23 protein-coding genes and 1 other annotated feature are annotated in these 25,378 nt (G+C 35.2%); of the genes, 3 read left to right on the forward strand and 20 right to left on the reverse strand.

Annotated features, from left to right (window positions below):
• Positions 1–121: 121 nt before the first annotated feature.
• The 7 genes from argF to ACWG42_RS08195 are packed head-to-tail and all read right to left on the reverse strand — an operon-like array spanning position 122 to position 7,993.
• A complete protein-coding gene (argF, locus tag ACWG42_RS08165; RefSeq protein WP_455791450.1) occupies positions 122–1,030 on the reverse strand; it encodes an ornithine carbamoyltransferase in 909 nt (302 codons plus the stop codon).
• A 1-nt stretch (position 1,031) separates the two neighbouring features.
• On the reverse strand, positions 1,032–2,207 hold the full coding sequence (locus ACWG42_RS08170; protein ID WP_455791451.1) for an acetylornithine/succinylornithine family transaminase: 1,176 nt from the start codon (positions 2,205–2,207) through the stop codon (positions 1,032–1,034).
• A complete protein-coding gene (gene argB, locus ACWG42_RS08175) occupies positions 2,204–3,082 on the reverse strand; it encodes an acetylglutamate kinase (protein WP_455791452.1) in 879 nt (292 codons plus the stop codon). Before argB ends, ACWG42_RS08170 begins: the two co-directional genes overlap by 4 nt.
• 10 nt (positions 3,083–3,092) lie before the next feature.
• Positions 3,093–4,310 (reverse strand): bifunctional glutamate N-acetyltransferase/amino-acid acetyltransferase ArgJ, encoded by a 1,218-nt coding sequence (gene argJ, locus ACWG42_RS08180; RefSeq protein WP_455791453.1) that lies wholly within the window; start codon positions 4,308–4,310, stop codon positions 3,093–3,095.
• A gap of 14 nt (positions 4,311–4,324) precedes the next feature.
• Positions 4,325–5,365: an N-acetyl-gamma-glutamyl-phosphate reductase gene (gene argC, locus ACWG42_RS08185; protein ID WP_455791454.1), complete on the reverse strand. Its 1,041-nt coding sequence runs from the start codon at positions 5,363–5,365 to the stop codon at positions 4,325–4,327.
• Positions 5,366–6,745 (reverse strand): argininosuccinate lyase, encoded by a 1,380-nt coding sequence (gene argH / locus ACWG42_RS08190; RefSeq protein ID WP_455791455.1) that lies wholly within the window; start codon positions 6,743–6,745, stop codon positions 5,366–5,368.
• Between the two features lie 18 nt (positions 6,746–6,763).
• Positions 6,764–7,993, reverse strand: a complete 1,230-nt coding sequence (locus ACWG42_RS08195) for an argininosuccinate synthase (RefSeq protein WP_455791456.1) — start codon at positions 7,991–7,993, stop codon at positions 6,764–6,766.
• A 135-nt stretch (positions 7,994–8,128) separates the two neighbouring features.
• Positions 8,129–8,347 (reverse strand) — a binding site (T-box leader).
• A gap of 188 nt (positions 8,348–8,535) precedes the next feature.
• On the opposite strand from ACWG42_RS08195, the gene ACWG42_RS08200 reads away from it, so the two are divergent.
• On the forward strand, positions 8,536–9,744 hold the full coding sequence (locus ACWG42_RS08200; RefSeq protein WP_455791457.1) for an ATP-grasp domain-containing protein: 1,209 nt from the start codon (positions 8,536–8,538) through the stop codon (positions 9,742–9,744).
• 52 nt (positions 9,745–9,796) lie between these two features.
• On the opposite strand, the gene ACWG42_RS08205 is transcribed toward ACWG42_RS08200, so the two are convergent.
• Positions 9,797–10,057: a thioredoxin family protein gene (locus ACWG42_RS08205; protein WP_455791458.1), complete on the reverse strand. Its 261-nt coding sequence runs from the start codon at positions 10,055–10,057 to the stop codon at positions 9,797–9,799.
• 167 nt (positions 10,058–10,224) lie between these two features.
• Here ACWG42_RS08205 and ACWG42_RS08210 point away from each other — a divergent pair, with 167 nt between their 5' ends.
• Positions 10,225–10,980 carry an alpha/beta hydrolase gene (locus ACWG42_RS08210; protein ID WP_455791459.1) on the forward strand — a complete coding sequence of 252 codons (756 nt, stop codon included), beginning with the start codon at positions 10,225–10,227 and terminating at the stop codon, positions 10,978–10,980.
• Positions 10,981–11,030: 50 nt separating this feature from the next.
• Here ACWG42_RS08210 and ACWG42_RS08215 read toward each other — a convergent pair whose 3' ends face one another.
• The 12 genes from ACWG42_RS08215 to ACWG42_RS08270 form a co-directional block, all read right to left on the reverse strand.
• Positions 11,031–11,606, reverse strand: a complete 576-nt coding sequence (locus ACWG42_RS08215; RefSeq protein WP_455791461.1) for a nitroreductase family protein — start codon at positions 11,604–11,606, stop codon at positions 11,031–11,033.
• A gap of 60 nt (positions 11,607–11,666) precedes the next feature.
• Positions 11,667–12,893: an MFS transporter gene (locus ACWG42_RS08220; RefSeq protein WP_455791462.1), complete on the reverse strand. Its 1,227-nt coding sequence runs from the start codon at positions 12,891–12,893 to the stop codon at positions 11,667–11,669.
• Between the two features lie 111 nt (positions 12,894–13,004).
• A complete protein-coding gene (locus tag ACWG42_RS08225; RefSeq protein WP_455791463.1) occupies positions 13,005–14,243 on the reverse strand; it encodes a helix-turn-helix domain-containing protein in 1,239 nt (412 codons plus the stop codon).
• A 15-nt stretch (positions 14,244–14,258) separates the two neighbouring features.
• Positions 14,259–15,041, reverse strand: a complete 783-nt coding sequence (locus ACWG42_RS08230; protein WP_455791465.1) for an HAD family hydrolase — start codon at positions 15,039–15,041, stop codon at positions 14,259–14,261.
• A gap of 1 nt (position 15,042) precedes the next feature.
• Complete coding sequence (locus ACWG42_RS08235) at positions 15,043–16,086, reverse strand: threonine aldolase family protein (protein WP_455791466.1); 1,044 nt, start codon at positions 16,084–16,086, stop codon at positions 15,043–15,045.
• Positions 16,087–16,190: 104 nt separating this feature from the next.
• Entirely contained in the window at positions 16,191–17,531 is a 1,341-nt protein-coding gene (locus ACWG42_RS08240) for a polysaccharide deacetylase family protein (RefSeq protein ID WP_455791467.1), read from the reverse strand.
• A gap of 176 nt (positions 17,532–17,707) precedes the next feature.
• The gene (locus ACWG42_RS08245; RefSeq protein WP_455791468.1) at positions 17,708–19,252 is read right to left on the reverse strand and encodes an acyl CoA:acetate/3-ketoacid CoA transferase; all 1,545 of its coding nucleotides are present in this window, start codon (positions 19,250–19,252) and stop codon (positions 17,708–17,710) included.
• A 49-nt stretch (positions 19,253–19,301) separates the two neighbouring features.
• Complete coding sequence (locus tag ACWG42_RS08250) at positions 19,302–20,081, reverse strand: enoyl-CoA hydratase-related protein (protein ID WP_455791469.1); 780 nt, start codon at positions 20,079–20,081, stop codon at positions 19,302–19,304.
• An 81-nt stretch (positions 20,082–20,162) separates the two neighbouring features.
• Complete coding sequence (locus ACWG42_RS08255; RefSeq protein WP_455791470.1) at positions 20,163–21,002, reverse strand: 3-hydroxyacyl-CoA dehydrogenase family protein; 840 nt, start codon at positions 21,000–21,002, stop codon at positions 20,163–20,165.
• A gap of 66 nt (positions 21,003–21,068) precedes the next feature.
• Positions 21,069–22,091, reverse strand: coding sequence for an electron transfer flavoprotein subunit alpha/FixB family protein (locus ACWG42_RS08260; RefSeq protein WP_455791471.1), 1,023 nt, complete (start codon positions 22,089–22,091; stop codon positions 21,069–21,071).
• Positions 22,092–22,104: 13 nt separating this feature from the next.
• Complete coding sequence (locus tag ACWG42_RS08265; RefSeq protein WP_455791473.1) at positions 22,105–22,893, reverse strand: electron transfer flavoprotein subunit beta/FixA family protein; 789 nt, start codon at positions 22,891–22,893, stop codon at positions 22,105–22,107.
• 22 nt (positions 22,894–22,915) lie between these two features.
• A complete protein-coding gene (locus tag ACWG42_RS08270) occupies positions 22,916–24,058 on the reverse strand; it encodes an acyl-CoA dehydrogenase (RefSeq protein ID WP_455791475.1) in 1,143 nt (380 codons plus the stop codon).
• Positions 24,059–24,439: 381 nt separating this feature from the next.
• Between ACWG42_RS08270 and ACWG42_RS08275 the strand changes: the two genes are divergently transcribed.
• Positions 24,440–25,336 carry a serine hydrolase gene (locus ACWG42_RS08275; protein ID WP_455791476.1) on the forward strand — a complete coding sequence of 299 codons (897 nt, stop codon included), beginning with the start codon at positions 24,440–24,442 and terminating at the stop codon, positions 25,334–25,336.
• Positions 25,337–25,378: the final 42 nt, after the last annotated feature.

The raw sequence follows: 25,378 nt of genomic DNA on the forward strand, positions 1-25,378 counted from the left end.
TAATTTGACTCTAACACATTGTTGTTTTCCATAGTTAAATTATACCAAAAAAACACGTCTTCCTCTTATGAGATTGACGTGTTTTTTTATGTTATGGCTGTTTCTTATTCGTTACAGCCTCTTAATCCATCATAGTCTTTACGAGTACAGCCTTTTGTGCATGTAAACGATTCTCTGCTTCATCAAAGATTTCATTTGCATGTGCTTCGAAAACCTTCTCTGTAATTTCTTCTTCACGATGTGCTGGAAGACAATGTAATACCATCGCATCTGCTTTAGCAACTTCCATCACTTGATCGTTAATTTGATATTTCCCTTCAAAAATACGTTTACGCTCATCCGCTTCCCCTTCTTCTCCCATACTTGCCCATACATCGGTTACCACAACATCTGCATCTTTCGCTGCCGCTAACACATCTTGTGTTAATGTAAAACGTCCAGTTGCACTTGCTCTAGCAACAATGTTCTCATCTGGCAAATATTCCACTGGACAAGCACAAGCAACTTCCATACCTGCCAATATACCACCATTGATTAAAGAATTGGCCATATTATTACCTGCCCCAATAAAACACATCTTTAAACCTTCAAGTTTCCCTTTATATTCACGAATGGTTTGTAAATCTGCCAACACTTGGCAAGGGTGTACATAATCCGTTAATCCGTTGATAATTGGAATACTTCCAAATTCAGCTAATTCTTCCAAATCACTGTGCTTATACGTACGAATCATAATACCATCAAGATAACGACTCAACACACGTGCTGTATCTTTAATTGGTTCTCCACGTCCTAGTTGCATATCGTTTCCATTTAAAAACAATGCATATCCACCTAATTGTGTCATTCCAACTTCAAAAGATACACGTGTTCTAGTAGAAGATTTGGTAAATATCATACCCAATGTTTTATTCTTAAGATAATCCTTAAAGATTCCATGTTTCACTTCATCTTTTAATTTATCAGCCAAATCTAATATTTCATACAATTCTTCTTTTGTAAGATCAGCCAGTGTTAATAAATGCTTCATATTATACCTCCCACGTTGCTAGAACGTCTTCTAGAATATCCAATGCTTTCTTCAATTCGGTTTTTGTAATGGTAAGTGGTGGCAAAAAGCGTAGCTTATCTTTTGCCGTCAACAACAACACGCCTCGCTCAATACAAGCTACAACAACATCTTTTGCGGCAACATTATCTAACACAACACCACGCATCAATCCCATACCATTCACTTGAACAACATGTTTCATAGTAAGTAAGCGTTTCTTTAAATACTCTCCTTTTTCTACGATATCGTCCAACATTTTTTGATTCATATTCTTCAATACAACGGATGCTCCTGCACATACAATAGGATTACCTCCAAAGGTAGTCCCATGATCACCAGCACCAAGTACATATTCCACTTTTTCGTTCAATAACACAGCGCCAATTGGTAGACCATTTCCTAGCCCCTTCGCACTTGTCACAATATCTGGTGAAATATCGAATTGTTCATATGCATACAAAGTACCTGTACGACCAATTCCCGTTTGCACTTCATCAACGATAAGTAATATATCGCGTTCTTTACATAGTTTCGCAACTTCCTTTACATATTTTTTTTCTAAAGGAAGTACTCCACCTTCTCCTTGTATCAATTCTATCATAATGGCGCATGTTTTCTCGTTTACTTTTGCCTTCATATCCATGATATCGTTTGCGATAGCATGCACAAACCCTGGAGTAAACGGATCAAAGTATTGATGGAAATGGTCTTGTCCAGTCGCACTCAATGTGGTAACCGTACGACCATGAAAAGAATTCACTAACGTGATGATTTCAAATCGATCATTTTGGTATTTATCATAAGAATATTTACGAGCAACCTTTATCGCACCTTCATTTGCTTCTGCACCACTATTCGCAAAAAATAGTCGTTTCATTCCACTTTTTTCACAAAGCGTTTTCGCTAGAGATGCCCCTGGAGTTGTATAGTACAAATTTGATACATGTGCAAGCTCACTGGCTTGTTTACAAACAGCATCTACCCATTCCTTATTCGCAAATCCCAACGCATTTACTCCGATACCCGCTGTACAATCGATATATTCTTTTCCAGTTTCATCGTATACAAGCGCATTTTTACCATGTGTCAACACAACATCATAACGAGCATACGTACCCGCAATATACGTAGTATCTATATCTTTTATACTCATCATAATGATACCTCACCTTCTTCAAACATCGTTCCAATCCCATCTTCCGAAAACATTTCAATCAAGATAGAGTGTGGTACACGTCCATCAATAATTACCGCTTTACGAACTTGTTCATGTACAGCATTTACACAACATTCCACTTTTGGAATCATTCCACCAGTGATTACACCAGATTCTTTTAAATACTCTACTTCATGTAAATAGATTTTTGAAATTAAAGAAGATTCATCTTTTGGATCAAATAAGACACCAGGAATATCACTTACTAGAATCATATTCTCCGCATTTAGTTTTGCCGCAATACTAGAGGCAGCTGTATCCGCGTTGATATTATAAGAGTGTCCGTCCGCATCACAACCAACACTAGCTATAACTGGAATATATCCCTTTTCAATCACATCGAGGATCAAACGTTCATCTATTTCTTCAATCTCTCCAACAAAGCCTAAATCTCCTTCTTCAACTTCATATTTTTTCGCATGAATAATATTCGCATCCATACCACTTAATCCAACGGCTCTTGCGCCTTTTTGATTGATTAAGGACACAAGGTCTTTGTTCGTTTTACCTGCTAATACCATCTGCACGATATCCATTGTTTCATCATCTGTATGACGCAATCCCGCAATAAACTCAGATTTCTTTCCAACTTTATTAAGCATATGGTTAATTTCAGGTCCCCCGCCATGGACCAACACCACATGAATTCCAACTTCAGATAATAACACGATATCTGTCATGACGTTCATTTTTAATTCTTCATTTTTCATGGCGTTTCCACCATATTTCACAACGACGATTTTCCCATTGTATTTTTGAATATAAGGAAGTGCTTGAGATAATATGGTCGCTTTTTGTATTGGATCTATTTTCATATAAGCCTCCTTACGTACGGTAATCTCCGTTAATTTTTACATAATCGTAGGTTAAATCGCATCCCCAAGCACAAGCTTTTTCTTCTCCTTGGTGCAAATCGATTAAAATTAGAATTTCATCTTTTTCTAAAATTTTCAATGCTTCTTCTTCATCGAATCCACATCCTGCCCCGTTTTTACAAACATCAATCTTCCCATTCGCACTTTCCAAAGAAACATCGATACAGTTTACTTCGAAATCGGATTCGCAATACCCAATCGCACAAAGAATTCTACCCCAGTTAGCGTCTTTTCCAAACATTGCTGCCTTAAACAAAGAACTGGTAATAACAGATTTCGCAATTTCTTTTGCGGCGGATATTGTATTTGCACGAATGACTTGAGCCGTTAATAATTTTGTAGCTCCTTCTCCATCTTTCGCAATATTCCTAGAAATTTCCGTACAAATATCCATTAGTGCAGCTTTGAAAATATCAAAGTCTTCTCCACGTTCAGTAATTTCTTTATTGTTTGCCATTCCATTTGCCAAAATAGATAACATATCGTTTGTTGAGGTATCTCCATCTACACTCACCATATTGAATGTATCATTAACAACTTCATGTATAACTTCATCAAGCATTTGTGAAGAGATAGCTACATCTGTAGTCAAAAACGCCAACATCGTAGCCATATTGGGATGAATCATCCCACTCCCCTTTGCCATACCGCCTACATGACAGGTTTTTCCATCAAGTACGAATTTCGTTGCATATTCCTTTTTAAACGTATCGGTAGTCATGATCCCTTCACAGGCATCACTTCCTCCATCATAGCTTAATTTCTTTACAAGCGCTCCCATATGTTTTTCAAATGGCGCAATGCTTAATGGCTCTCCTATCACACCCGTTGATGCGATAATAATATCATCTTCGTGTATTTGTAGTTCATCTGCACATAACTTGCACATCGCATTCGCAATATCTTCACCATCTGCATTACAAGTATTCGCATTTCCACTATTGCAAAGCATTGCTTGTGCTTTCCCATTTTCTAGATGTTTCTTTGTCACAAATATTGGGGCACCTTTTACTTTATTTAATGTATATGTGGCAGCTGCTGTACACATCGTCTCACTATAGATCAAAGATAGATCTTTCTTAAGACGATTCTTACGCACACCACAATGTAATCCGCTAGCCTTAAATCCCTTCGGTGTACAGATACCGTTCACTTTATATTCACTCATTTTAAATTCCCTTCCTAGAAGGATGCAGGTACCATCGTTAAACCTGTATTCTCCTTCAAACCAAATAGTATGTTCATATTTTGAATTGCTTGTCCTGCTGCCCCTTTTACCATATTATCAATTGCAGATACTACTATCAAACGTTGATTACGCTCATCCATATGAATGGAAATATCGCAATAATTAGAATACTTGATAAATTTTAAATCTGCAAAATCCCCTTTTGATAGTACACGAACAAATTGTTCATTTTCATAAAATTTTTGATACATTGCATATACCTCGTCATAACTTACATCCTGTAATAGATCAACATAAATCGTTGAGATTATCCCTCTATTTACTGGCAACAAATGTGGTGTAAAGCTAATCTTAGCTTGTTCACTCGCTAACTTTGTAAGTGTTTGTTCAATCTCTGGTGTATGACGATGTTGTGCGATTTTATAAGGCGCAAAGGATTCATTACAACGAGGAAAATGTGTACCTTCACTTAATCCTTTTCCTGCACCAGTGGTTCCTGATTTAGAATCAATGATAATATGTTTTACATCAGCCATGTTCTTTTGTAATACAGGAGCTAATGCTAATGCAATGGAAGTTGGATAACAACCAGGATTTCCAATGATTTGAGCATCTTTTATAGAATCACGAAACAATTCAGGTAATCCATAAACCGCAAGTTCATGAAGTTCTTTATCGTTATAATCAAGCTTGTACCACATATTGTAGTCTTTTTCATCATCCAATCGAAAATCTGCCCCTAAATCGATGAACTTCTTCTGAGCATCCATACATTTACGTGCCAAAGGCTCACTTAATCCATGAGGCAAAGACGCAAAGACAACATCACTTTTTTGAATTACTACATCTTCTTCTTCAAATACCATATCGCATACTTGATAAAATCCTGGATATAAATCACTGATTTTTTTTCCTATATAACTTTGGGAACTGATACCGCTTATCAAAACATTAGGATGTGTCCACAATAGACGTACAAGTTCAGCTCCAGCATAGCCACTAGCCCCAATAACCCCTACCTTAATTTTCTCCATTTATTTCATCTCCCTTAGGATGGTTTTCACATGTTCAATATGTGCCTCTACAACTTCAGGTGCAGGACCTCCTACAACTCCACGTTGATTGACACATGTATCTAAAGAAATGGCTTCAAACACATCTTCTTCAAAAGATTCATGTGCTTGTTTATATTCCTCTAATGTTAAATTTTCTAATGTTTTATCATGTTCTTGTGCATAGGCTACAAGTGCACCAATGACACGATAGGCATCACGAAATGCCATTCCTTTTTTTACTAAATAATCGGCACAATCAGTCGCATTGATAAAACCTTTTGCAGCTGCTTTACGCATATTTTCACTTAATACTTTACTAGTTGCTAACATCGGTGTAAATGTAGTTAGACATAAGTGTACAGTAGATAAAGCATCAAACGTGGCTTCTTTATCTTCTTGCATGTCTTTGTTGTATGCCAAAGGAAGCCCCTTCATCATAACTAACAACGTTTGTAAATCTCCATATACCCTTCCAGTCTTTCCACGAATTAACTCCGCAACATCAGGATTTTTCTTTTGTGGCATAATACTGCTTCCTGTCGCAAAAGCATCGTCTAATTCCATGAATTTATATTCCCATGAACACCAAAGAATGATTTCTTCAGAGAAACGTGATAGATGCATCATTAACATCGATACATTAGATGCCACTTCAATACAGAAATCACGATCACTTACACCATCCAAGCTATTCATAGATACACTATCAAACTCCAATAAATCTTTAACCATAAAACGATCGATTGGATAGGTTGTCGTAGCCAACGCCCCACTTCCTAAAGGAAGTGTACGAATACGTTTTTGACATTCTTGAAGTCTTTCAATATCACGTAAAAACATTTCTGTATATGCCATCAAATGATGAGCAAATGTGATTGGTTGTGCACGTTGTAAATGTGTATAACCAGGCATGATTGTTTTTGTATGAGCGCTTGCTTTCTCACAAAGCACATTTACCAATTCCTTCAATTCATCGATGACTACACTTACTTCATCACTGATGTACATTCTTGCGTCCAAAGCTACTTGGTCATTTCTTGAACGTGCTGTATGAAGTCTTTTCCCAGCATCACCGATACGGTTGGTAAGTTCTGTTTCCATAAACATATGAATATCTTCCGCAAAAGGATCAATTTCCAATGTTTTTTCTTCTATATCTTTTTGAATAGATAACAATCCCTCTTTGATTTTTAGAAAATCATCTTGCGCAATGATTCCACAACTTGCTAACATCTGTGCGTGCGCAAGACTCCCCTTGATATCATGTGCATACATCAAATGATCAACTGATATAGAAGAATTAAAATCATTCAATCGTTTGTCTGCCTCTTTTTTAAATCTTGCGTCCCATAAACTCATATGTTTTCTCCTATCCTCTTATTTTTTGTTTTTCGCATCCATCATTGCTTTTACTTTGATTGGTAATCCAAATAAGTTGATGAATCCTGCAGAATCATTTTGATCATAAGAATCATCTTCTCCAAAGCTTGCTATTTGTTCAGAATAAAGTGTAGTTGGACTTGTCATTCCAGCAGGTGTAATATTTCCTTTATAAAGTTTCAATTTTACATCTCCATTTACAGTTTCACTTACTTTATCCACAAAAGCACTCAATGCTTCTCTTAATGGTGTGAACCATTGTCCATTGTATAACATCTCTCCAAATTTAACGGAAATCAATTGTTTGTAATGTTGTGTTTCTTTATCAATTGTAATCGTTTCTAATAATTCGTGTGCTTTGTATAAAATTGTTCCACCTGGTGTTTCATAGACTCCACGTGATTTCATACCAACCAAACGATTTTCAACCATATCAATGATACCAATACCATTTTCTCCACCTAATTTATTAAGTTTTAATAATAGTTCTTGTGCTTTCATAGGTACACCATCAACAGCTGTTGGAATTCCCTTTTCAAAATGAATTGTCACATACGTAGCTTTATCTGGTGCTTTCTCAGGAGTGACACCCATCTCAAGGATCTTATCATAATCTGGCTCATTGTTAGGATCTTCTAAGTCTAATCCTTCATGTGATAAGTGCCAAATGTTTTTGTCTTTTGAATAATTTGTTTCTCTATTAATCTTCAAAGGAATATTACGAGCTTCTGCATATTCGATTTCTTCCTCACGAGATTTTAATTCCCATGTTCTCCAAGGCGCAATGATTTGCATATCAGGTGCAAATGCTTTTACCGCTAATTCAAAACGAACTTGGTCATTTCCTTTTCCTGTACAACCATGGCAAATAGCATCTGCCCCTTCTTTAATAGCAATGTCTACCAATCCTTTCCCAATGATTGGTCTAGCAAAAGCTGTTCCTAATAAATATACATCTTCATATTTGGCATTTGCTTTTAGGCAAGGGAAAATATAATCTTCTACAAAAGAATCTTTCAAATCTAAGACGTAACATTTACTAGCTCCTGTCTTGATTGCTTTTTCTTCCAATCCTTCTAATTCATCTTTTTGACCAACATCTCCAGAAACCGCAATAATTTCAGGATTGTTATAATTTTCTTTTAACCAGTGGATCATAATAGACGTATCTAATCCTCCTGAATATGCTAATACAATCTTCTTAATATCTTTCTTATCTTTACTCATCATGTTCTCCTCTACTTTCTTATTTTTTTATGATGTTTTCTTTACTTAATGTACGAACTCTTACATCGTCGTCGCTTTCTATAAATCAAATTCATCACACCCCTTATATGCAAAAAAAGCGCCTAGATATTTCTATCCAGAGACGCTTATAAACGCGGTGCCACTCTAGTTATCTTATATGTATTGTTTATAAGATCCCTCATTCATAACGCTGAATTACGCGTTCTGTGATACTATAACTTCCCACAGACTCTAGCCGGTGCGCTTCTTTCCAGATTATCCAATAGCCTTTCACCAATCGCTATTTCGCTTTGCGTCAAATCTGTAAATACTCTCCTGCATCATTGATTTATAGAACAATCATACATCAACAGGAAAACATTGTCAACGTAATATTACATTTATTTACATAATGTATGTAAAATTTTCATTAACATCACATTTGCATACAATTTATTTTCCATTATAATTCCTATGTATTCATTTTGACATTAAAAATGAAAAGCTTTACAATAATACTGTACAGATAAGGAGGACCTCTTATGAATTTTGTATTTATATCACCAAATTTCCCTGAAAGTTATTGGTTATTTTGCCAGGGATTAAAGAATAACGGAGTCAATGTTTTAGCAATCGCGGATGCCCCTTATCAAAGCTTATCAACGAATCTTAAAAATTCTATCACTGAATATTATCGTGTAGATTCGATGGAAGACTATGATCAGATGCTTCGTGCCGTAGCTTATTTTACCTTTAAATATGGGAAAATTGATTGGATTGAGTCCAACAATGAATATTGGTTACGCCAAGATGCGAAGCTACGCAAAGACTTCAATGTAGAAAATGGATTTCCATATGAGCGCATGGATGAATACCAAAGCAAATCACGTATGAAAGAATTCTTTCATAAAGCTGGTATTGCCACAGCGCGTTATCAAATCGCAACCACATTAGAAAATGCTACGAAGTTTGTTAAGGAAGTCGGATTCCCCATTGTTATCAAACCAAATGTTGGAGTTGGCGCAAATGATACCTTCAAAATAAAATCACAAAAAGATTTAATCAAAGCTTTTCAAGTTCCTTTTACACATGAAATGATTATGGAAGAATACATCAATGGAAGTTGTTTCTCATTTGATGGAATTGCGAATAGTGAAAAAGAAATCCTTTTTGTGACAAGTCATCAATATACAGATAGTATCATGGATGCGGTAAATGAACAAAAGAGTATTGGTTGTTATTCTTATGTCAATATTCCTGATGATATTATGGACGTAGGTAGCAAAGCTGTACATGCCTTCGATACAAGAAGTCGTTTCTTTCATTTCGAGTTCTTCCGATTAAACGAAGATCAACACGTTGGTAAAAAAGGAGATATCATAGGATTAGAAGTAAACATGCGACCACCAGGTGGATTTCTTCCAGATATGATCAATTATGCTTGTGATTCCAATGTATACCAATTATGGGCAGATATGATTGTTTATGATAAAATCAAATATCAACAAATCCGTAAATATGCATCTGGTTTTATTGGACGGCGTGACCATATCCAATACGCACACACCGTAAAAGATATCCAAAAGAAATACCAAGATTCCATCTTAATGGTACAACGTCTTCCAAAAGCACTCGCAAGTGCTATGGGAGAAGAGATTATTGTTGCACGTTTTAAGAGTGAAAAAGATATGCTTGCTTTCTTTAAGTATAGTGAAGAAATCACGAAAGATGAAACAAACACAACATTATAGTGAACAAATGTCTTAAAAAAACAGCCTTGTGAAGAAATCACTTGGCTGTTTTTTACATACTTGCTTGTTTTAACACTTCTTCTAATTTTTCCACACTAGGAATTCCTTCATGAACCTTGATATCATCTACAAAGTAGGTAGGAACATACCAGTAATCATACCCTGCAGTTTTTTCTTCTTCCATTTGTTCTTCGATTTCTTCTATTTCAATGCTTTGATATTCAGGATGGTTTTGTTTCAATTCTTCCATCATCGCAAATGCTTGTTTACAATAAGGACAACTTTTCAAATACATCATTTTAACATGTTTCATAGTATCACCTCTGTGTACATTATCGCACAATCCTTCCTATTTTCAAAAGCTTTTGCCTATTCCTAATATCATACATGAATAATCTTCTACTTTTTATGTAGTTTAACAAGATAATAACATTCAACCTCTCTTGATATATGCTATAATATTTACCATGAGGTGCTATTATGGTTAAAAAAGAACAAATCTACATTCCTTGTTTTCATGACATGCGAACTTTGCACATTTATTTACCACATGATTATGATTCTTCAAAGAAGAATTATCCAGTTATGTATATGTATGATGGACATAATCTTTTTCATGATGAAGATGCTACCTTTGGCACCAGTTGGGGTTTCAAAGATTATTTAGATAAGCAAGAACAAGATTTGATCATCGTAGGTATTGAATGTAACCATGAAGGCTATCGTCGCTTAGAAGAATTTTCCCCCTACGACTTTAAGGATACCCAAGTAGGTGAAATCCATGCACAAGGTAAAGAATTTATGGAATGGGTTGTAGGAGACTTGAAAACATGGATCGATCGTCGTTATCGAACTCTTCCCAGCAGAAAACATACTGCTATAGGTGGTAGTTCTATGGGAGGATTGATGGCATTATATTCCATTCTTCATCATAATGATACATTTTCAAAAGCAGCCTGTTTATCGCCTTTTATTTATAGCTTACAACAACCTATAGAACAGGAAATCAAATCTGCACGCTTACACAAAGATACACATATCTATATTTCCTATGGAAGTGATGAATTCCGTTCAAAAAATCAATTAGCAAAGGCTATGAATAACTTCCTAAAAATTCTTCAATTGCTTAATGAACAACAAGTTTCCATTCTTCCAAATCTTATATTTAAAGGAAAACATAGCGAAGCGAGTTGGCATGAAGAACTTGAGACATTCATCCCTTATTTATATAAATAAACCCATTTACGCAAAATGGGTTTTCTTTACATTAGGAATACAACTAAGCTTTATTCATTTATAAGAAGATCTTCTAAAGATCTTTTTGGTACATAGTGACGATCTTCTTCATCACGATAATAATTCGTTTTTTGATCTTGTACATCTGTAATGATTACTTCTTCATCTGGTTTTCCAATCGCAAGAATAAGATGTGGATATATCCCCTCTTTTAAATGAAGTGTTTTTTGTATATCTTCTACTTTGAAGTTTCCAATCATACAACCACCCAATCCCATTTCAACAGCGCGTAACAACATAGTTTGGGCAACAATCCCTACATCCCGAAGAAAAGCATCTGTATTCTTCATAATATTGGTATCCTGACAAATAACAATAAACCCCGTAGGACATTTCCCATCATGAGGTAATTTCATATCCAAAGCTTTTGCCCAACCAGTAAGAGGTTGTATTTTCTTTACCATTTCCTCATCATATGCCACATAATACTTTAAAGGCTGTTTATTTACACTACTTGCGCATAAACGTGCATGATTGATCATATCTAGCATTTCTTCTTTTGTAATTTTACGACTTTCATCATATCCACGATAACTTCTATTTTGTACAACTAAATCCATGAACATATACATCCCTCATTTCTCTAGCAAAAGTATACCATACTTCTTTATTTCAAGGCTATAGAATTAGATATCTTGATTGAAAATTGGTTTGATTGTATTTCGATTTCGTATCACAATAAAAAGTACTGCAATCATAGATAGTGATGCGAAGAACAAACATACATATGCAAATGGAAACACTTCACCTAACAATCCTGCTAATAGTCTTGCGCCTAATGTACAAAAAGCTACGATTACAGAGAAGAATGCGTTGACACGTGCCCTCATATTAGATGGTATATAATTCTGTGTACTAGCCTCTCGTATATTTAAGCTATTGATACCAAGGAAGCCCGCAGTAAATCGATTGACAATCATTAATGGATAAGCAATAAACAACAACATCATATCCAATGCTTCATAACTTACATAGACACTATCCGCAATATCAAAACGTCTTTTTGCTGGAATCTTAACAAAATAATGAAAGATAGATCCACATATACGTCCAGCCATCTCAGCAGTTGATAAGAATGCATACATTGTTACTGTAAAAATTGTGGACGATTGAAAGAATGCTTGCATCATAAGTGAAATCCCTTGTGCACTCCCATTGGAAACAGCCATATAGCTATATATATTTCGTATTCCCTTTTCTTTTTTCAAATACCCTAAGCCTTCAAAAATATCTTCCTTGTATGTTTTTAATGTATATGTATCTTCTGTACTATCACGATGTTCTTGGTAACGTATCAAATGTTCAAAAAACGAAGCACCCAATAATAAAATACCTTCTAATAAACATACACTTACTATACCAAAAGAAATATACATAAAAGATGCAATGGGTGTTACAAATGCCACAACGGATGGATAGATAACAGAAGAAATGGAATATCCTTTCTGTGCAAATCCCTGTGGGATAAGTTCTGGATATAGAGAACTATAAGCTAAGTTATAAATCGCCCCAATAGAACCAATTAATACGGTGAATAATAGATACATATAATAGGAGAAATCATTATTTAATAAATATATTGTAAATATCAAATAGAGTATTCCAGATAACATATCCAAACGAACAATCAGATGTTTGCGATTATGTTTATCCACATATGGTGCCACTAATAATGGGATTATAACCGATGGGATAAACGATATTGCCGTAAACACACCCGTTAACCATGTAGATTGCGTTTCATCAAAAACAACTAACGATAGTGCAAAACTCATCGCAACACTACCAATGGCACTAATAATTGTCCCTATCGTAATTACTGTAAAATCAAATGTCCAAAGTGTTTTTTTCATATTTTCTACCTCATACATATATTATAATCTATTGCACAAGTATAAAAAATACCCTATATTTGAGAAAATATTAACTCATTATATAAGGTAAATGGAATATTTTGTTCTTTTTCAAGAAAACTTGTATAAACCTAAGGATTCTTTTACTTGTAGTGCTTCTTTATAACGCCTCATTTTCTGATAAGCATCAAATAAATAAGTAGCATGAAAGATACGATATCCATAACCAATCGTAACAACACAGAATTCATCTTTATAGGAAGGCTTTGTTAATTGTATGAGCAAATTCAAATAAGCATCGTCATACACTCTTTCATCAGCACAATATAAATGTACAAATTCATGCATTTTCACTAGCAAACGATCTTTACATATTTTTGCCTCATCATCCGCTAATCCAAGATATTTTCTCATCTCTTTTTTATTCTCTAAATCTTTATATAGGATCGCAAGCTTTTGATAATTCAAAAACATTGGAAGGCTAGAAAAATCACCTTCATTTTGAACACTTAATAAAAGGTACTCTTCTGCTTCTTCAATCCTTCCCCACTGTAAAAGGGAACTTCCTATATTATAATGTAATGCGGGTAAAATATCCTCACGTTTCAAGCTATGAGTCAACATTTCGCATTGTTTATAGTGCTTCCGCATCAACGCATCATCATGTGTGTTTGAATAGCTATTCCCTAAAAAGAGTGCACTATCTAACATACATACTGCATTACCTTCTTCACTAGCAAGCTGATATGCTTGTTGGAAGTATACATTAGCTTCTGCATTATCTCCCATAAAATAATATGCCTGCCCTAACCATAATTTTTGTACACTGCAATTCTTTATATTCCCTGCTTTCTTTAAAGCATTGATCGCTTCTTTTGTATTTCCTTTTAAACCTACACTAAGGTAATATAAAAACAATTGATCATCATTCATATAAGATTCAAACTTTTCTAATTTTTCAAACAATGCGATATGTTCCTCAGTGTAATGTTCCCAATCCTTTGCGTACAACTCCACTAAGTGAAGATCAATCACAAGTTGACTTCCCATTAACACATCTGCTACAGAACGTATATCTTGAAGTTCTGCTTCGTAATCTTCTTGAAGAAAATAGTTATTAAAAAACCGTTTGATAGTTTTCTTATAGTTTTCAATAAATGCTTGATCTGATAAATACGTTAATCCCAATCGTTCAAATAAAGGAGCAATAACTTCTTCACTAGCATTTACTTTACCCTGTTCAATTTTGCTTAAATAGGAAACAACGCATATCCCTTTGCACAATCCTTCTTGAGAAATATTCTGTTGCAAACGCGCATAACGAATTAGAAATCCCGTGATATTATCCACTAAAGCATTCCTCCTCTACGAAATCCAACCAAAATGTTTTAAAGCAAAGGCAATACCATCTTCATCACTTCTCTTTGTAACAAAGTCTGCCAATTCTTTTAGTGTATTTACTCCATTTCCCATCGCAATTGAAATAGGAGCACTTTGAAACATAGTAACATCATTCATGCCATCACCAAAGACAACAATATCTTTCTCATTCCCTTTTAATGCTTTCACCATTTGCAAAACACCCTCATATTTATCATCGGGTTCCACAATAACATAATGATCATGATAACGAGAAGGAACCAAAGAGCCATAATGTTCAATTTTATCTTCATATCCTCGATCAATCGCAATCATCATACGAAATATTTCTGGACATGCAAAATAGTCAAAATTATCTATTACTTTTACATCCGCATGAAATTCATCTCTATTTACAAGTGTGAAGAATGTATCGTTATGTGTATAGAATACAAAGTCATCCTGATAAGCTACTAAAAAAGGTATATCTTTACCTAAACATTCCTGCATCAAATGATGACAATCTTTAAGTTCCATTCCTTTATTAGCAATGATTTCTCCATTAAGTACACATGTATATCCACCATTGCATACAACATTTTCAATCCCTGCATCCTTTGCGAATACTTTTGCGGCAACATAAGGCCTACCAGTTGCGATTGCTACTTCATGACCATTCTTCTTTAATTCCTGTATTGCATCTTTTGTAGATTGAGGTATCCCTCCCATAAAACTCTTTCCATCTGTTAAAGTTCCATCAATATCAAAAAAGAAATACTTCTTTTCCATGTTATACACCCTCACTACAAATGCACTTTTTAAAATCCTCACAGAATACATCAACCGCTTCTTTACTTGTTGCCCATGAAGTCACAAAACGAACCGCCCTAGATGTATCATCAATCGTACACCAATTTTGAAATAGATAATCTTTTTCAAGTGCTTTAATCAATGTATTAGGAAGTATCGGAAATAATTGATTCGTAGTAGATTCCATAAAAAACTTTATACCACAAGACTTCATTGTATCTTTTATCTGTTGCGCCATTTCATTCGCATGTTTTGCTAAATCATAGTATAGATTATTTTGGAACAAAGCGCGAAATTGTATCCCTAACAATCTTCCCTTTGCTAACATTCCGCCATGTTGTTTTATCATATAACGGAAATTCTCTTTTAGCTTATCATTCACAATAACAACCGCTTCTCCAAACATAGCACCATTCTTCGTCCCACCAATGTAGAATACATCACAATAGGTACATAAATCGCTCATACATACATCGTTATCTTTACTACAAAGTGCAACACCTAGACGTGCTCCATCCATGAACACATAAAGACCTAATTCTTTGCACACTTCATGAATGTTCTTTAATTCTTCTTTTGTATAAATGGTACCTACTTCTGTAGCATTAGATATATACACCATAGAAGGCTTTACCATGTGTTCATCTTCATGAAGACAGACAGCCTTACGAATACCTTCTATTGTTAACTTTCCATGCAAACTATCTGCAATAACTACCTTATGTCCAGTAGATTCAATTGCTCCTGTTTCGTGAACATTGATATGCCCACTATCCGCAGAAATAACACATTCAAAAGGACGCAACGCAGATGCAATAATCGTTGTATTTGCTTGTGTTCCTCCTACTAAAAAATGTATATCGCAGTTTTCGCATTCTAATTCTTTCTGAATGCTTTTTTTTGCCATCTCACAATATTCATCCAATCCATATCCCACAGATTGTATTAAATTACTCTCTTGTAGCGCACTCATAATACTTGGATGTGCACCTTCGCTATAATCATTACTAAAACTATACTTCATATTCGATTCCTCCATATGGCTTTAATTATAGCGCAAATATAAATAAAATGCTATGAAGGAATAGAACAGAAATAAGTCTAAAAAAACTAACATCACCACGGATATTAGTTTTCTGTTCCTATGACTGTATTCGCATTCAAAAGCAAATCTTGTTTGTGTTGCATTAAAGTAGATAATGACACAAATTGATACCCTTGTTCATGTAATTGAGGTAAGGCTTTTTTAATTGCATCGGCAGATGTATCATAGATGTCATGTAATAGTATAACTGCGCCATCCTTTACATCCTTCATAATATTTTGACTGATTACATTTCCATCACGACTCTTCCAGTCTTTTGTATCTACATTCCATAATGCAAAACCTAATGTAGATACCTCACGAACATTTTGGTTCAACGCTCCATATGGAGGTCGAAAGTAAGAGGGTTCTTCACCACAAACTTTATAAATCGTATCTTGGGTGTTGTATATTTCATCGATAACTTCATCCTTGTTCATGAAATCTTTTTTATTAGCGGCTATTCGCATTGAATGATCCCATGAATGATTCCCTAATTCAAAGCCTCGTTCATATATTTGTTTCACAATATCTGGATATGTAGCTGCATTTTTACCAAGCATAAAGAAGGTTGCACTTCCTCCATACTTTTCAAATTCCTTCATAATTGCATCTGTATTTGTCGCATGTGGCCCATCATCAAATGTAAAAGCAATCATAGGCTTACTTGGGTCTACTTTTTGTTGCTTTGTAACGATTGTTTCTTGTTGGTACAAAGAATCAATTTTACTATTTTTAAGTTTGATATACTTTGCATAATCTTTGTACTTAATAGGCAATTTTTTTCCATCTATGTGGAACACGATTTCTTCCTTCCCAATTAGAAATTGATTGAGGTTACTCATCTTAATACTATCTACTGCTATATCACCATGATTTTTTTTCATCATCGTTATATATTCACGCCTTAATACATCATTTACAGTTAGGACTTTCTTTGCTTTCTTATCGTAGTTTATATACTCCCAACTTTCCTGTAAAACTTTTTCCTCTTCATTTTTAACTGTTTTGTGAAAGGATAGTGTAATATATTGTTCAAACACTTCATCACTACTGTAATCTACATTAGTATAATACATTCCTTTCGAATCCTTATAAGTCAAATTCTTATCCTTATATGATGCAATAATTTTATTTAAAGCTTCATCCTCAAACTTTGGATAATAAAATGAATGGTGATATTTATCATCTTCCGTTTTCATATAATGTTCCATAGTTCCTGCACGTTTATTGTCTTCTTCATATATATCATATTTAGCATATGGATCATTATTGAGAAGCATAGATATTCCAAACCCCAATACACCAATCAATAGGATGAAAACCACAATGACAAGCGCTAATCTTTTGTAACGAATTTTATTCTTTCTTTTTCCTTTTACCATAGTTCCTCCATCTCTATAAATAGTATACCTTAATTATTACAAGTTTTGTAATAATCAACAAGAAAAGTTACCTTAAGATATCTTAATAATAGAAGTTTTCATTCTATAATCCCCTGTATTTATAAGCTTCATCACTTTCAAAAAAAAATAGGAATCTTTCGATTCCTACTTCGATTTTATTTTAACCCCATAGTTTCTGGTCTAAATAGACGTTCGTCCATCAATTTTAAATCCTTAGAAATTGCTGGTTTAAATTCCATATGAGCTAATACATCTTTTTCAAGGTCAATACCAGGTGCAACCTCCACCAAAGTTAATTTCCCTTCGATCAATTCAAATACAGCACGTTCTGTAACATATAACACTTTCTGTCCTGTATCAGTCGCAAATTCTGCTGAGAATGTAATTTGCTCTACTTCATTTTTGAATTTTTTAATTTTACCTTCTTGTAAAATTTGCAGTTTTCCATCTTCAAATGCAATTTTCAATCCACTCGCAGTAAATGTTCCACAATATACAACAACAGGTGCAGTTTGTGTTATATTAATGAATCCTCCACATCCAGCGATTTTAGGTCCAAAGCGACTTACATTGATATTTCCATCTTTGTCACACTCTGCTAATCCTAAAAATGCCTGACCAAGTCCTCCTCCATCATAGAAGTCAAACTGATATGGTTGATCGATAATTACATCAGGATTTGTACATGTACCAAATGCAGTTCCTGCCATAGGAACTCCACCGATTCCACCTGCCTCAACCGTTAGTTTAAGACCAGGCAATCCTTCTTCATTAGCGACATTAGCTATTCCCTCTGGCATACCAATACCAAGATTGATAATTGCTTCTGGATTTAATTCCATTGCTGCACGGCGACAAATTACCTTACGCTCACTCAATTTCATTGGTTCAATAGAGTTCACAGGTACTTTCACTTCTCCACTTAGTGCAGGATTGTATTGTTCAGCATATGTTTGCATATGATTCTCTGGACGAGAAACAACAATACCATCTACATAGATTCCTGGAATTTTTACCATTCTAGGATCTAAGGTACCGTTTTTCACAACTTTTTCAACCTGTAGTAATACGATACCACCAGAGTTTTTTGCTGCTTGTGCAATGGATAAAGAATCCAATGTAGCTGCTTCTTTCTCCATTGTTGCATTTCCATTTTCATCACAATATGTTGCGCGGATAAGTGCAACATTCACCGGGAACGGTTTATAACGTAACCATTCTTCATTATCAATGGTTACCAATTCAATTAAATCATCTTTTGAACGTTCGTTCATCTTTGCCCCTTCTAAACGAGGGTCAACAAATGTTTTTAAGCCAATTTTGGTAAACGTTCCTGCGCGATGTCCCGCAATATCACGGAACATTAATGAAATTGTCCCAAGTGGTAGATTATAACCTTCTACCTTATTTTCAAATACTAGTCTTTGAAGTTTTGGAATCAAACCCCAATGACCTCCTATAATTCTTTTCAATAGACCTTCATGACCAAGCTTATTCAACCCTAGATTATCAGTTCCATCACCAATTCCCGCAGAAAACATAATAGTCATATTATTAGGATGACCACTCTTAAGGAATGATTCTTCAATTCCTACTGAAAATTCTTGAGGATGTCCACATCCAATAAAACCACCAACACCAACAGTAGCGTTATCTGGTATCATAGAAACTGCTTGTTCAAGACTCATTACTTTACCCATAACGATTTACCTCCTTTATACTATATTCGTATATTTCCTTTATAGTATCCTATTTGTTTGAGAATGTCTTTTCTTTTGCTTTTTCAAGGAAGCAAGTCATACCATAAGTTTGGTCTTCAGTAGCGAAACAATTAGAGAATTCTCTAACTTCTACTGCAATACCACCATCGATATCTGTTTGTAAACCTTCATTGATTGCTTTTTTAGAATAAGCAACAGCAATTGGAGCATTTTTAGCAATACCATTTGCCATTTTCATAACTGTAGGCATCAATTCTTCACTAGCTACAACACTATTTACCAAACCGATAGCATACGCACGATCCGCTTTAATGTTACGAGCACCAAAAATCATTTCTTTTGCAATTCCTGCACCAACTAAACGAGCAAGGCGTTGTGTTCCACCAAATCCTGGAGTGATACCCAAACCAACTTCAGGTTGACCGAATACAGCATTTTCACTTGCAACACGAATATCACAGCTCATAGCAAGTTCACACCCACCACCAAGTGCAAATCCATTGATTGCAGCGATAACTGGACAACGGAATGTTTCAATTTTACGCAATACTGCATTTCCAAATTCTCCGTATTCAGCAGCAGCCTTTACATCTTTGTCTTTCATTTCAGCAATATCAGCACCAGCTACGAATGATTTTTCTCCTGCACCTGTAATTACAACTGCATATACATCATTGTTTGCATTTACTTCATCTAATGCTTGATTTAATTCAGTTAATACCAAAGTACTTAATGCGTTCAAAGCTTGTGGACGGTTGATTGTGATAGTAGCAACATGTCCTTCAGTAGTTAATAAAATAGTTTCCATGTTAGTTTTCCTCTCCTTTTAAAAGCGTGAACCCACAATTTCCATGGATGGCAATTATAGATTCACGTATGTTTTGTTTAATTATTTAGAGTAGTCGTAGAATCCTACGCCAGTTTTCTGACCTAATTTCTTACCACGTACCATTTTTCTAATTAAAGTACAGCAGCGATATTTTGTGTCACCTGTTTCATTGTAAAGTACATCCATGATTGCTTCAACGATATCTAAACCAACTAAATCACCTAATGCTAAAGGTCCCATTGGATGGTTAGCACCTAGTTTCATAGCAGTATCGATGTCTTCAACAGAAGCGATTCCTTCTTGAAGAATACAAGCAGCTTCGTTGATCATAGGAATAAGGATACGGTTTACAACGAATCCTGGACCTTCAGCAACTTCTACTGGAGTTTTTCCTAAAGAGTTAGAGATTTCAATGATTGCATTTTTAGTTTCAACTGGAGTGTTGATACCAGAAATTACTTCTACTAGTTTCATACGATCTGCTGGGTTGAAGAAATGCATACCAATTACATTGTGTTTGATTCCAGTTGCAATTTCTGTAATAGAAAGAGAAGATGTGTTAGAACCAAAGATACAAGAATCTTTACAGATTTCATCCAATGCAGTGAATAATTCTTTTTTCACTTCCATTTTTTCAAGAACTGCTTCTACTACTAAATCGCAGTCAGCTAAGTCTTTGTATTCTCCAGCTTTCAAGTTTGCTTTTACAGCGTTTGCTGCATCAGCAGTCATTTTTTCTCTTGCAACTAATTTATCTAATTTACCTGCAATTTTGTCAATACCACCTTGTGCCCATTCAAGTTTGATGTCACATACTGTTACATCGTAACCGTTTGAAGCAAATGCGTTTGCAATACCTTGGCCCATTGTTCCTGCGCCGATTACACCAACTTTTTTCATGTTTAAGTTCTCCTTTATGTTATTAGAAACAAGAAGGAAAGATTCCCTTCTTGTTATAAAACCTAATTATGCTTTTTTAACAGCGATGATTTCTTCTTTTAATGCTGGAAGTACTTCTTTTACATCACCAACAAATCCCATGTTTGCAATGTTGAAGATTTCAGCTTGTGGATCACGGTTAATCGCAATGATCATATCCGCTTTTTCCATACCAGCTACGTGCTGACATGCTCCAGAAATACCACATGCGATGTAAAGGCTAGGACGTACAGTCTTACCAGTTTGACCAACCTGGATTGCTTTATCAGCAAACCCATCATCAACAACAGCACGACTTACACACATTGCCCCACCTAATTCGTTAGCAACAGCTTCTACCATATCTAAGCAGTCTTCAGCACCACGGCCAGCTCCAACTAAGATATCGCATTTTGTAATATCAATTCCTTCAACTACTTTTTCGATTACTTTCTTTAAAACAACTTTTGCGTCTTTATCAGCAAATTCAGGTGTGAATTCTACTACTTCACCAGTACGTGCTTCATCTACTGGATCCATTGAGAATACATTTGGACGAATGGTTGCCATTTGTGGACGAGTATCTGGACAAATGATAGTACCAAATAAGTTACCACCGAAAGTAGGACGAGTTACTAATAATAAAGCTTCGTCTGTTTTATCAGGATCCATTGCAATCTGCGTAGCATCTGCAGTAAGACCTGCATTTAAACGAGCAGCAACACGTGGAGCCAAGTCACGACCCAATACAGTTGCTCCTGTTAAGAAACTGTCTGGTTTGAAAGTGTTAATTACTTGTGTCAATGCATCAGCATAGAACTGAGTAGAATAACCTTCTAATAATGCATCATCTACAACGATTACTTTATCAGCACCATGTTTGATGATATCGTTTGCTTTGTCTTTGATGTTGTGTCCTAAAATAACACCAGCAACCTGGAAGTTCATGTGAGGAATAGAAGCAACCAGTTTTCTAGCTTCGCTGATCAATTCATAACCAACGTTTGCAACTTCACCGTTTTTCTGTTCAACAAAAACGTAAATATCTTTGTATCCTTCAAATTTCGCCATGTTCGCTTACCTCCTATTTCGTAATTAATTGCTTTTCTTTTAAAGTTTTCGCAATTAATTTAGCTGCTTCATCAGCAGGTAATGTAAATGTTTCAGTTTCAGCTGTAACATCTTTTGTAAATGTACTGTGTACTTTTGTAGGAGATCCAGCTAAACCAACAAGGCTTGCGTCAATTCCTAAGTCTGCAAATGTCATGATTTTAACTTCTTTAGAGAAAGAGTCAACGATATCGTTACAGTTCATATAACGAGGGTTGTTCATTCCACTTAAAGTAGTTAATACACAAGGCAATTTTGCTTCTAAGATTTCTTCACAGTCTTCTAATGATTTTTTAACTGTAATAATCTTGTCATTGATATCAATGATTTCATCTACATAAGTAACCTGAGGGATTCCTAAACGTTCTGCAGTCTGAGGACCTACCTGAGCAGTGTCTCCATCGATTGCCTGACGTCCAGCAATAATCAAGTCATAACCTGTTTTGTTCAATACAGCTGCAAGAGTTGAAGAAGTTGCACAAGTATCAGCACCAGCGAATGCGCGGTCTGTTACTAAGATACATTCATCTACTCCACGAGCATATAATTCTTTTAACATATCTGCTGCCATTGGAGGCCCCATAGATACGATAGTAATTGTAGCACCAGTTTTTTCTTTTAACTGTAATGCTGCTTCAACACCAGCTAAGTCATCTGGGTTGATGATACTTGGTACACCAGCACGAATAAGAGTACCTGTTACTTTGTCTACACGGATTTCAGTTGAATCCGGAACCTGTTTTACAAGAACGATAATTTTCATGATTTAACGTTTCCTTTCTCTATTATTTGTTCAACATTGCACCACTAATAACCATACGTTGTACTTCAGAAGTACCTTCGTAGATCTCAGTGATCTTAGCGTCACGCATCATACGTTCAACTGGGTAGTCACGTGTATATCCGTATCCACCTAATAACTGAACAGCTTTTGTTGTAACTTCCATTGCAACTTCAGCAGCAAATAATTTTGCTTCTGCAGCAGCGTATGTATAAGGCTGACCGTTTTCTTTTGCCATAGCGGCATTGTATACCAATAAACGAGCTGCATCTGTCTTTGTCTGCATATCTGCTAATTGGAATGCAGTATTCTGGAATTTTGCAATTGCACGTCCGAATTGTTTACGAGATTTTACATAAGCAACAGTTTCGTCGATTGCTCCCTGAGCAATACCTAAAGCCTGTGCAGCGATACCAATACGTCCTCCATCAAGAGTTTGCATGGCAATCTTAAATCCTTTACCTTCTTGACCTAACAAGTGATCTTTGCTAACACGTACGTTGTTAAAGATTAACTCACAAGTTGCAGAAGCACGGATTCCTAATTTTTTCTCATGTTTACCAATTGTAAATCCTGGCATACCTTTTTCAAGGATAAATGCAGAAATACCTCTAGTACCCTGAGATTTATCAGTCATTGCAAAGATAACATAGATATCTGCTTCACCAGCATTTGTAATAAAGATTTTAGATCCATTGATAATGTAATCATCACCATCTTTAACAGCTGTAGTTTGTTGACCAGCAGCATCTGTACCTGCATTAGGTTCAGTTAAACCGAAAGCCCCTAATTTTTTACCTGTACATAAGTCTGGCATATATTTTGCTTTCTGTTCTGGAGTACCGAATGCATCGATTGGGAAAGTTCCCAATGAAGTATGTGCAGATAAAATAACACCTGTTGTACCACAAACTTTACTTAATTCTTCAACTGCAAGAATGTAGCTCAGGTAATCAGCACCTGCTCCACCAAATTCTCTTGAGAATGGAATTCCCAACATTTTGCAATCCACCATTTTAACAACGGTTTCTCTTGGGAAACGTTCTTCTTCGTCGATTTCTCCCGCGATCGGCTTTACTTCTTTTTCAGCGAACTCGGAAAATAGCTTTTTCATCATTTTTTGTTGTTCTGTTAACATGAAGTCCATAAATGTTCTCCTCTCCTATTTTTTTGAACATCGTTCCATAAAATGTATACTCTTATGGAATCTTAAGAAAACGGATAGTAATCATATTGCCTTGTATCCTTTACCATTTTATAACTGAATAACATCATAGTCAACCTTAATTGTTAATATTTTAACAAGTTCTTTTTGTTCTCTTAAATGTTAGCGTTTACATTATAAAATCATAGTTCTTGCATTGCTCCTCATGATATTTTCTTTCTCCTATCATTTCCTAGATTGTTCTTTGAAATATCATATGTTCTTTCTCATTCCATCACATTTTATTCACCTTAGAAAACTACAATAGAAGTAGAAAGTATTCTTTCTAATTTCACTGTTGTTTCATAAAAGGAGTCCACTATCATGAAAATAAAATTTACTAAAAAAGCTATCTTTATTTCATCTCTCCCCTGCCTTATTCTCTGCACAATTTTCATTGTGTTCAATATACTTCCACAACAAGAAGTATATTCCAACACAAATAAGAACTCCTCCACAAATACGAATATACAAGAAACTTTAACTGAAACTACTCTTTTAGAGCGTATAACTATCTATCTGGATGAAAACGAAATCCTCGAACATCAAATTTCCATTGCTATATATGATCCTTCTACCCAACAATCCTATCAACTATATGCAAATGAGGATATGTTTTCAGCGAGTCTATATAAAGTTCCCCTTGCCATGTTATATTATGAACACATCGAGGAAGGTACCATATCTTTAGAAGACACCCTTTTGTATAGCGAAGATTGTTATGAAGAAGGAGGACCTATAGCTAGTACGTATGGTATTGGTTCTTATATAGGTATAGAAGAATTGCTTTACGATATGATTGTGTATTCTGATAATACTGCCGCCCACATATTGTTTGAGCATTTAGGAGGTTGGACAACCTATCGAACGCTAATCGAGAAATATAGTACCAAAACTTTTAATGCATCTTTTTATGAAGAAAATGTATTCCCTGCTTCTTATGCAACTGATGTTTTACAATATCTCTATCAACACGCCTCCACTTATACAACCTTAATTCAACATATGAAACTCGTATATCCACAGGATTATTTAGGTAAAAATTTAGATGTACAAATCGCTCAAAAATATGGATCCTATGAAACATATGAGAATGCTATGGGAATTGTTTATGGAGAACATCCCTATCTAATTACGATTATGACAAGCCTAGGAAATGAGGCGACTCGAGTGATAGGAGAAATTAACGAAATCGCTTACAATTTCTTCCATGAAATGTAACCGAATTTTAACTTGTGAAAGTTTTCGTAAGTTATTGACAAA

This window comes from Amedibacillus sp. YH-ame10, from assembly GCF_053848885.1.

What these genes read in the sequence shown, in the direction of transcription:
- argF (WP_455791450.1), bottom strand. Translation starts at nt 1,030, where the DNA reads ATGAAGCATTTATTAACACTGGCTGATCTTACAAAAGAAGAATTGTAT.
- ACWG42_RS08170 (WP_455791451.1), bottom strand. Translation starts at nt 2,207, where the DNA reads ATGATGAGTATAAAAGATATAGATACTACGTATATTGCGGGTACGTAT.
- argB (WP_455791452.1), bottom strand. Translation starts at nt 3,082, where the DNA reads ATGAAAATAGATCCAATACAAAAAGCGACCATATTATCTCAAGCACTT.
- argJ (WP_455791453.1), bottom strand. Translation starts at nt 4,310, where the DNA reads ATGAGTGAATATAAAGTGAACGGTATCTGTACACCGAAGGGATTTAAG.
- argC (WP_455791454.1), bottom strand. Translation starts at nt 5,365, where the DNA reads ATGGAGAAAATTAAGGTAGGGGTTATTGGGGCTAGTGGCTATGCTGGA.
- argH (WP_455791455.1), bottom strand. Translation starts at nt 6,745, where the DNA reads ATGAGTTTATGGGACGCAAGATTTAAAAAAGAGGCAGACAAACGATTG.
- ACWG42_RS08195 (WP_455791456.1), bottom strand. Translation starts at nt 7,993, where the DNA reads ATGAGTAAAGATAAGAAAGATATTAAGAAGATTGTATTAGCATATTCA.
- ACWG42_RS08200 (WP_455791457.1), top strand. Translation starts at nt 8,536, where the DNA reads ATGAATTTTGTATTTATATCACCAAATTTCCCTGAAAGTTATTGGTTA.
- ACWG42_RS08205 (WP_455791458.1), bottom strand. Translation starts at nt 10,057, where the DNA reads ATGAAACATGTTAAAATGATGTATTTGAAAAGTTGTCCTTATTGTAAA.
- ACWG42_RS08210 (WP_455791459.1), top strand. Translation starts at nt 10,225, where the DNA reads ATGGTTAAAAAAGAACAAATCTACATTCCTTGTTTTCATGACATGCGA.
- ACWG42_RS08215 (WP_455791461.1), bottom strand. Translation starts at nt 11,606, where the DNA reads ATGTTCATGGATTTAGTTGTACAAAATAGAAGTTATCGTGGATATGAT.
- ACWG42_RS08220 (WP_455791462.1), bottom strand. Translation starts at nt 12,893, where the DNA reads ATGAAAAAAACACTTTGGACATTTGATTTTACAGTAATTACGATAGGG.
- ACWG42_RS08230 (WP_455791465.1), bottom strand. Translation starts at nt 15,041, where the DNA reads ATGGAAAAGAAGTATTTCTTTTTTGATATTGATGGAACTTTAACAGAT.
- ACWG42_RS08235 (WP_455791466.1), bottom strand. Translation starts at nt 16,086, where the DNA reads ATGAAGTATAGTTTTAGTAATGATTATAGCGAAGGTGCACATCCAAGT.
- ACWG42_RS08240 (WP_455791467.1), bottom strand. Translation starts at nt 17,531, where the DNA reads ATGGTAAAAGGAAAAAGAAAGAATAAAATTCGTTACAAAAGATTAGCG.
- ACWG42_RS08245 (WP_455791468.1), bottom strand. Translation starts at nt 19,252, where the DNA reads ATGGGTAAAGTAATGAGTCTTGAACAAGCAGTTTCTATGATACCAGAT.
- ACWG42_RS08250 (WP_455791469.1), bottom strand. Translation starts at nt 20,081, where the DNA reads ATGGAAACTATTTTATTAACTACTGAAGGACATGTTGCTACTATCACA.
- ACWG42_RS08255 (WP_455791470.1), bottom strand. Translation starts at nt 21,002, where the DNA reads ATGAAAAAAGTTGGTGTAATCGGCGCAGGAACAATGGGCCAAGGTATT.
- ACWG42_RS08260 (WP_455791471.1), bottom strand. Translation starts at nt 22,091, where the DNA reads ATGGCGAAATTTGAAGGATACAAAGATATTTACGTTTTTGTTGAACAG.
- ACWG42_RS08265 (WP_455791473.1), bottom strand. Translation starts at nt 22,893, where the DNA reads ATGAAAATTATCGTTCTTGTAAAACAGGTTCCGGATTCAACTGAAATC.
- ACWG42_RS08270 (WP_455791475.1), bottom strand. Translation starts at nt 24,058, where the DNA reads ATGGACTTCATGTTAACAGAACAACAAAAAATGATGAAAAAGCTATTT.
- ACWG42_RS08275 (WP_455791476.1), top strand. Translation starts at nt 24,440, where the DNA reads ATGAAAATAAAATTTACTAAAAAAGCTATCTTTATTTCATCTCTCCCC.